General features: G+C 38.5%; 8 protein-coding genes. 5 read left to right on the top strand and 3 right to left on the bottom strand.

What is annotated here, in order from left to right; all coding sequences use genetic code 11:
* Window positions 1-36: 36 nt before the first annotated feature.
* Entirely contained in the window at window positions 37-1,569 is a 1,533-nt protein-coding gene (locus tag AC4IFE_RS18500) for a S41 family peptidase (protein ID WP_490758603.1), read from the bottom strand.
* A 159-nt stretch (window positions 1,570-1,728) separates the two neighbouring features.
* On the opposite strand from AC4IFE_RS18500, the gene AC4IFE_RS18495 reads away from it, so the two are divergent.
* On the top strand, window positions 1,729-2,829 hold the full coding sequence (locus AC4IFE_RS18495) for an MBL fold metallo-hydrolase (RefSeq protein WP_490758602.1): 1,101 nt from the start codon (window positions 1,729-1,731) through the stop codon (window positions 2,827-2,829).
* 1 nt (window position 2,830) lies between these two features.
* Here AC4IFE_RS18495 and AC4IFE_RS18490 read toward each other — a convergent pair whose 3' ends face one another.
* Window positions 2,831-3,118 carry a GNAT family N-acetyltransferase gene (locus tag AC4IFE_RS18490; protein ID WP_048506657.1) on the bottom strand — a complete coding sequence of 96 codons (288 nt, stop codon included), beginning with the start codon at window positions 3,116-3,118 and terminating at the stop codon, window positions 2,831-2,833.
* A gap of 395 nt (window positions 3,119-3,513) precedes the next feature.
* On the opposite strand from AC4IFE_RS18490, the gene AC4IFE_RS18485 reads away from it, so the two are divergent.
* The 4 genes from AC4IFE_RS18485 to AC4IFE_RS18470 all read left to right on the top strand — a co-directional run bounded on the left by AC4IFE_RS18485 (window position 3,514) and on the right by AC4IFE_RS18470 (window position 7,073).
* Entirely contained in the window at window positions 3,514-3,903 is a 390-nt protein-coding gene (locus AC4IFE_RS18485; protein WP_490758601.1) for a hypothetical protein, read from the top strand.
* A 114-nt stretch (window positions 3,904-4,017) separates the two neighbouring features.
* On the top strand, window positions 4,018-4,920 hold the full coding sequence (locus AC4IFE_RS18480; RefSeq protein ID WP_490758600.1) for a helix-turn-helix domain-containing protein: 903 nt from the start codon (window positions 4,018-4,020) through the stop codon (window positions 4,918-4,920).
* Between the two features lie 87 nt (window positions 4,921-5,007).
* The gene (locus AC4IFE_RS18475; protein WP_490758599.1) at window positions 5,008-6,009 is read left to right on the top strand and encodes an aldo/keto reductase; all 1,002 of its coding nucleotides are present in this window, start codon (window positions 5,008-5,010) and stop codon (window positions 6,007-6,009) included.
* A 71-nt stretch (window positions 6,010-6,080) separates the two neighbouring features.
* Window positions 6,081-7,073 carry an MBL fold metallo-hydrolase gene (locus AC4IFE_RS18470; RefSeq protein WP_490758598.1) on the top strand — a complete coding sequence of 331 codons (993 nt, stop codon included), beginning with the start codon at window positions 6,081-6,083 and terminating at the stop codon, window positions 7,071-7,073.
* Between the two features lie 95 nt (window positions 7,074-7,168).
* On the opposite strand, the gene AC4IFE_RS18465 is transcribed toward AC4IFE_RS18470, so the two are convergent.
* Entirely contained in the window at window positions 7,169-7,561 is a 393-nt protein-coding gene (locus AC4IFE_RS18465) for a DoxX family protein (RefSeq protein ID WP_490758597.1), read from the bottom strand.
* Window positions 7,562-7,617 lie beyond the last annotated feature (56 nt).

The raw sequence follows: 7,617 nt of genomic DNA, 5'->3' as shown, positions 1-7,617 counted from the left end.
CCGCCCCCCCCCCCCCCCCCCCCAAACCCCATAAAACTATTTACTTTCTCTCTCTTCTGCAATCTTATTTTTCACCCACTCCAGCTGTGGGTCTTTTTTATCGATGATATCCTGCATGCTTTCAGTAATGGTAACATCGGGAGTAACTCCTTTTTTCGTATTTAGAAAGTCAATATTAGGTTGTACCAGCAGCAGTCCGATAGGAAGGTTGATCTTCGAATGAGGAAGCTTCTGATAAGAATAAAACCCGGCTACAGTTCCGTCATTGGCGCCACCAGTTTCCTCGCCAACCAGGACTGCCCGTTTATCATATTTCAGTTTTGCCGTGATAATCGACGATGCAGAAAAACTTCCGCCATTGATAAGGACAAAAACTTTTCCCTGAAAAGCATCCTTATTAGGTTTTGTAGGTTTGTCTACTTTCATTTTGTAATACACTTTTCCATCCTTTTTATAAGTGCTGAAGGTCTGTGCAAAAACATATGTGGGATAGGCGAGACTCTTAAAAGCATATTGGAAAGGGCTGCTTTTCCTGAAATAATTGGTTTTTAACGGAGTAATCCTTGAGGTAAGCTGTGATGGCTTTATCAGGACATACGGTTCCGGTGCCAGATATGAATACAGATTATTGATTTCGTGAAGGGAACCACCATAATTATTGCGGACATCAATGATTAAATATGTAGATCCTGCATTTTTTATTTTTGCAAACGTTTCCCTGTAAAATTTATCCGAATAATCACTTGAAAAACTTTTTATCTTTATGTAAGCTGTTGTGCTGTCTTTATCCAGAAATTTAAAATTCCGGTTATAAGAATTGCTGAATGCTACATAATCATTCACTTTCTTTTCCGGGCTTCGCTTTTCCTGTTCCTTATCTTTTTCCAGGTCATTTTTAGATTTGGGTTCCCGGTGAAGCGTATAAGTTTGTTTTTTGCCATTGTACAGCGTTTCTATAAATGCAGTATCCGTAAATCCGTTTTCTGCAGTATAAAAATTAAAAAAAACATCTTTTAAAAAATAGGATTGAAAAGTAGTATTGTAACCGTCACTGCTGATCAGCTGGCGGTATTTTTTTATATATTCAGATGCGGGAATGTTATTGATAGCCAATATTTCGGTTCCCGGCTTTATATTTTTTATTGAATCTTTATTTTCGATGATAAACAAATGATCATCTTGTAGATAGTATTCAAAACGGCTGAACATTCCTTTTTTATGTTCAAGGGCTTTAATCTGACTTTTGGTAAATTTTTTTCTTGGAATTCTCAGTGCCAGATGACCTTCACGGATATCGGCAATGACAGGCTGCAATTTAAAATAAAACTGAAGAGGAGTTAATGGCTGGTTGATCGTTTGTTTAAGGCTGTCAAATTTATGGTCAAGATCCTTTTTGGAAATATACCAATAAAGCTGAGGATGCATCTTTTGGAGCTTCAGGTAGGCATAGTCTATGTCCTCCTTAAGCTCTTCAGGGCCTATGCATGCTGTGCTCTGTTCATTATGCCTTCTGATAGAGGTACATGAAGAGAGCGCTGCTGCCAGCAGTATTATCGAATAATTTTTCAACGTGCTTTGAATTTTTTTTCAATCGGCTAAGTTAAAAAGTTTAAGATTATTTCGATTTAAATAAATAATAAATTATTCAGAAAGCTTTATAAATTAAGTTAAAAAAATACTGAATTTTCGATGTCAGGCTAAAAGTCAATACCTTTGCATACTATTTTAATGAAGATGATATATTTGATTTTAGGGGCTGGAATTTTGGTGTCAATGTACCTGATGGTGATGAATATGCCTGCTTTTGGCGCAGAACCAAAAGGCATAAGACTGGACCGTATCAGAAAGTCTGAACTTTTCAAAAACAGGAAATTCCAGAACATCAGCCATACCCCGCCAATTGCCGAAGACTACAGTACAATAAAAGTTACCTACGATTTCATTTTAGGTAAAAAACACCCGTTGCTGAAACCTTTGAAGGATATTCCGTCCATTCATACGGATTTAAAAAGTATCCGGAAAGATCAAGATGTTTTCATCTGGCTGGGGCATTCATCCTATTATCTTCAGACGGATGGCGTTTCATTTCTCATAGATCCTGTCCTGAGCTTATATGGTTCCCCGTTTAAATATTTTAATAAAGCTTTTAAAGGCTCAGATATATTCAAACCGGAAGATATTCCCGATCTGGATTACCTGGTGATTACGCATGACCATTTTGACCACTTAGATTATCCGACAGTGAAATCGATCAGAGACCGGACGGGAAAAGCTATTGTTCCATTAGGTGTGGGAGCCCATTTAGAAAGATGGGGCTATCGCGAAGAAAATTTGATTGAGGAAGAATGGGGTGCAGAAGTTCTTTTAAAAAACAGCCTGAAAATTACCTTTACACCGGCAAGGCATTTTTCGGGGAGAAAAATAAAGCAGAATAATACCCTGTGGACTTCCTATGTTTTGGAAACTCCGACGAAAAAGATATTCCTGGGGGGTGACAGCGGCTACGATTCCCATTTTAAAACAATCGGTGACCAGTTTGGCCCCTTTGATTATGCTGTTCTTGAAAATGGGCAGTATGACGAAGCCTGGCAGTATATTCATGCTTTACCGGAAGATGTTATTCAGGCGGCTGTTGATCTTCGAGCTGAACAAATTATTCCCGTTCATTCCTCTAAATTTGCGCTGGCTCTTCATCCATGGGATGAGCCGCTTCAGAAAATAACCGGTTTAGGAAAAGAAAAAGGACTCAGTATACTCACCCCGATGATCGGGGAAGTAGTGTATATGAACCGTTCTCAACATCAGTTCGGAGAATGGTGGAAAAAATGATTCAGGCGTGCCAGATATCCTTATATCTTGCAGGGTGATTTTCAAATTGCTGACGTACAAAATCGCATTCAGGATCTACCAGAAGGTCTTTTTCTTCGGAATAACGGACCAGCTCGTCAAGAAGCATTTTGGCATATCCATGGCCTTCACGTTCTTCAGTGATTTTAGTGTAATACACAATCAGCAGCCTTCCGTCAATTTTTATAGACATATATCCTGCTTTTTCTCCGTCAATTAACAGCTGCAGTTCATCCTGATATGGTGATATCTCAAACTTTATATTTTCCATAATAATTAAGATTTAGTGAGTTAAATTAATGACCTGCTTTATTTAATTCATAAAGCATAAACAATCTGGCGACATTAAAGTCTTCCGGATTATACTTCTCATTCTTAAAATTACAAATTAAAATAATATGAATCATGGGTTTTCCTGAAACTTAACGAATTTTTAAGCTGTTTAAAGTTAAAATGAAAGTTGATAATGAAAAAGGCATAGGTCTCCACATTAAAATCACATCATCAATTTGAGAAAAACATTTTTGTAAGTAGATAATAAAAATGATTTTACATCAGATTATCAGATAGTTATGTTTTATTTAACAAAGATTGTGAATAGCTGAGGGGAACTTGGCATTTTAATTGGCTATTCTAAAACAGTTTAACCTTAAAACAAGCTAAAAGATGAAAAAAATATTAATCGCATTAATGCTTGCAGGCACATTTGGCCTCACTTATGCACAATCAGATTATTATAACGATTACAGAAGAAGTATAACAGACGTCAACTGGCAAACAGTAGCAGCAGATCTTTTGCTTTCTGCAGCACAGACCAACCAGTTGAATGCCTTAAACGACAGATACCGTGACTATGATTCCTGGAACAGGATATATGTCAGCAATCCCGACCGATGGAGAGAAGACAGGTACTATGAAATAGAAAGAATACTTGGAAGAGAAAAGTATACTAAGTTTAAAACAAAATATTATAAAGGCCAGAACCCTGTAGCGGTTTATAACCGTAATAAACATAACTACAAAAAAGTTAAAAAAGTACACGGGCATCATCACTAAACCAGTTTATCAACTATATATTCAATTTTTTAAGTGGCCGGCATTTGCCGGTCACTTTTATTATATCATACCATCAGCATGTTTTTGTTTGTTTGAATTTTATAACTTAGCAGTATGGAATCTAAAGAAACAATAAACGGATTTTATCTGCGGAATGCCTCTATGGAAAGACCGGATGCTGCAACTTCCGGTTTGGGACACTTCAATGTCTTTTCACGGGAGAGCTGTGCATTGGTATCGCCTTACAGCAGAAGAGACTACTATAAAATTTCACTTATTATAGGGAAAGGAAAACTTCACTATGCAGATAAATGGATCCATGTAGACCGTCCTGCGCTGTTATTTTCCAATCCTGTGGTTCCTTATTCCTGGGAAACAGATGATGAAGACCAGAAAGGCTGGTTCTGCCTTTTTACCGACCAGTTCCTGCAGAATGGGATACGTCTTGGCAACCTTCAGGATTCACAGCTTTTTAAAATTGGCGGAACTCCCGTTTTCTTTGTGAATGAAGAACAGCAAAAAACGATTTCAGACCTCTTTACCAAAATGATGACGGAGATTGAAACGGAATATATGCATAAATATGATATGCTTCGGGCATGCCTTCATCTTCTGATCCATGAGACGATGAAAATGCAGCCTGCAGAGAGCTTTGAGCCTTATCAGAATGCTTCACAGAGAGTAGCCTTACTGTTTATGGAACTCCTGGAAAGACAGTTTCCCATCGACAGTCCTGAAGCATTCCTGAAATTAAAAACACCTAATGACTATGCGCAGAGTCTTTCTATCCACGTGAATTCCTTAAACCGAGCCGTGAAAGAAATGACCGGAAAAACGACAAGCCAGCAGATTGCTTCCAGGATCATTCAGGAAGCCAATGCTTTGCTGAAACATACGGACTGGAATATTTCCGAAATTGCCTACGGATTAGGATTTGAAGAACCTGCCTATTTTACCAATTTTTTTAAAAAGCAGACCGGTTTGGCTCCCATTGCAGTCAGAACAGAAATTGTTTGAATTTTATAATTCTTAGTTTGAATTCTATAGAGCATCCGGTCTATTCTTGTTTTAATTTTGTTCTATCAATTAAAAATCACAGCAATTATGAAATTCAGACAATTAGGAAACACAGGAGAGCAGTTATCTGCAATAGGTTTAGGATGTATGGGAATGAGCTTTGCATACGGTCCGGCCGATGAACAGGAAAGCATCAATACTTTGCATAGAGCATTGGACTTAGGAGTCAACTTCTGGGATACCGCAGATATGTATGCTGCCGGAGAAAATGAAAAGCTGATCTCAAAAGTTCTGGTGCCAAACAGGGACAAGATCTTTATTGCCACCAAATTCGGCTTCAGGTTTAAAGACGGAAAACCAAGCCACAGCGGGGCTCCCGGAACTTATTTTGACGGTTCCCCGGAATGGATCAGGCAGGCTGTCGATCTGAGCCTTCAGAGACTTAAAATCGATACGATTGATCTCTATTATGCCCACAGGGTAGATCCGAATATTCCGGTAGAAGAAACGGTGGGTGCAATGGCTGAGCTGGTGAAAGCAGGAAAGGTAAAATACCTTGGGTTATCAGAAGCTTCTGCAGAATCGATCAGGAAAGCAAATAAAATCCATCCTATTACAGCATTGCAGTCAGAATATTCTATCCTAACCAAAGATGTAGAGAAAGAAATATTACCAACCATCAGAGAGTTAGGAATCACTTTGGTACCTTATTCTCCGTTGGCAAGAGGACTTTTTGCCAATATCAACGAAGTGCAGAATTTTGGTGACGAGGATTTTAGAAAAACATTGCCGCGCTATCAGGCAGAATATCTGGAAAACAATAAAAACCTGGCAAGGGAAATCAATGAATTTGCCCAGTCTAAAGGCGTAAAAGGAACACAGTTAGCCTTAGCCTGGGTTTTGAACCAGGGAGAAGATATCATTCCGATTCCGGGAACGAAACGCATCAAATACCTTGAAGAGAATATTGAAGCCGTAAACATTGATCTGTCACCATCTGATATGGAAACAATTGATGCACTTCTGAAAAAATATCCTAATGTGGGAGAAAGATACACAGAAGGTTCCATGAAATTAGTCAACAACTAAACCCACCATACTTCCGGGTTCCTGCTATCAGACAACAGTAACCCGGATGTTTAAAAAGCACATATTTGATTATGAACAGAAGAGAACTTTTAAAAAACGGACTTATGGCCGGAGCATTCAGCCTGGTTCCGTTTTCTGATGTTTTTGGCAGTACCGGAATACTTTCATCTCATTCCGGAGAAGACCTTTCAGCATTTAAAAAGATAAAGCTTGGAGAATTGGAGCTGTTTGTTCTTACGGACGGATACATTCACGAGAAAAGTGTCGATACGTTTGCCCCGAGAGCAGATATCTCTCAATTAAAAAAACTTCTCAGAGACAATTTTCGTCCGGACGATTATGTTGATATGGCAATGAATCTGATGCTTATCAAGACTAAAGACAGGCTTGTTTTACTGGATGCAGGGATGGGAATCTTTGCGGATGAAAAAACAGGGTTTATTTTGAAGAGCCTGCAGAAAGCAGGATTTTCTCCAAAAGACATCACAGATGTTTTTATTTCTCATGCTCACCCGGATCATATTGGTGGAGTAGTGGACAAGCAGAATAATCTGGTTTTTCCTAATGCCGATATTTATATTTCAAAGATTGAGCATGACTTTTGGCTTCAGGCTTCGATCAAAGATTTTAAAAACAGCTTTCTGAAAAGTCAGCCGGAATTCCTTAACCAGATCATTCCGCCCATTCAGAATATTCTGAAAACAATCCGTCCGAAGCTGAAGTTTTATGATTTTAAAAAACCTCTGTTTGATCATTTCAGTTTTCAGCTGGCTCCGGGACATACGCCGGGCCTTACAGTCATTACTGTTTCTTCGGGCAATGAGAAGCTGATGTATATTGCAGATCTGATCCATTCTGACGTTATTCTTTTCCCACATCCCGAATGGGGATTCTCGGGAGATACAGACCTGGATATTGCTGCAGAATCGCGCAAAAAATTACTTAAACAGCTGTCAGAGACCAAAATGAAAGCCTTTGCCTACCATCTTCCATGGCCGGGGCTTGGCTTTACAAAGAAGAAAGATGCCGCCTATGAATGGATTCCGGAGAGTTTTATGAATTAATCGGAATAATAAACATACTTAAATTTTCTACAACATAGTTTCAAGAATAAATCCTCTCAGCAATGAGAGGATTTGTTTATTAAAAGATCCAGCTGTTATGCTTCTCCGAATATCAGCTCAGGAGAATACAGTTTTCTGAACATTATATAGGTTACGGAAAGCACGGTAAAGGCAATCACAGCATCCACAGTGGCAGCGAGGCCCAGCACCGCAATTTTTGAGAAGAAGGCGAAGATGATGTCAAAAAACATTCCTGCAAACACCCATTCTTTCAATCGTAATAAACGGTTGGGAAGAAGAAGCACCAGAATTCCGGATAATTTAAAAACACCTAAAATGTAAATAAAGTGAGGAGGATAGCCAAGTTGTTGGGTAATGTTCCATACCACCGGATTTTTAGTAAGTTCAAAGAAGCCGCTTGCTCCAAACCATAATGACATAAAAATGACGCCTGACCAATAGATGATTTTTGTTGTTTTTGTTTTCATTGTTTTATTATTTTAAAGTTTTGTTGGAATTTTTTTTAATTTTATACACTATACTA

The organism is Chryseobacterium sp. UF-81, from assembly GCF_058245105.1.
The sequence above is the reverse complement of the archived record's forward strand: the minus strand, read 5'-3'. Positions and strand labels throughout refer to the sequence as shown.

Bases quoted from the DNA above. Each gene is read 5' to 3' on its own strand.
- AC4IFE_RS18465 (WP_490758597.1), bottom strand. From the start codon at position 7,561: ATGAAAACAAAAACAACAAAAATCATCTATTGGTCAGGCGTCATTTTT.
- AC4IFE_RS18475 (WP_490758599.1), top strand. From the start codon at position 5,008: ATGAAATTCAGACAATTAGGAAACACAGGAGAGCAGTTATCTGCAATA.
- AC4IFE_RS18495 (WP_490758602.1), top strand. From the start codon at position 1,729: ATGAAGATGATATATTTGATTTTAGGGGCTGGAATTTTGGTGTCAATG.
- AC4IFE_RS18485 (WP_490758601.1), top strand. From the start codon at position 3,514: ATGAAAAAAATATTAATCGCATTAATGCTTGCAGGCACATTTGGCCTC.
- AC4IFE_RS18480 (WP_490758600.1), top strand. From the start codon at position 4,018: ATGGAATCTAAAGAAACAATAAACGGATTTTATCTGCGGAATGCCTCT.
- AC4IFE_RS18490 (WP_048506657.1), bottom strand. From the start codon at position 3,118: ATGGAAAATATAAAGTTTGAGATATCACCATATCAGGATGAACTGCAG.
- AC4IFE_RS18470 (WP_490758598.1), top strand. From the start codon at position 6,081: ATGAACAGAAGAGAACTTTTAAAAAACGGACTTATGGCCGGAGCATTC.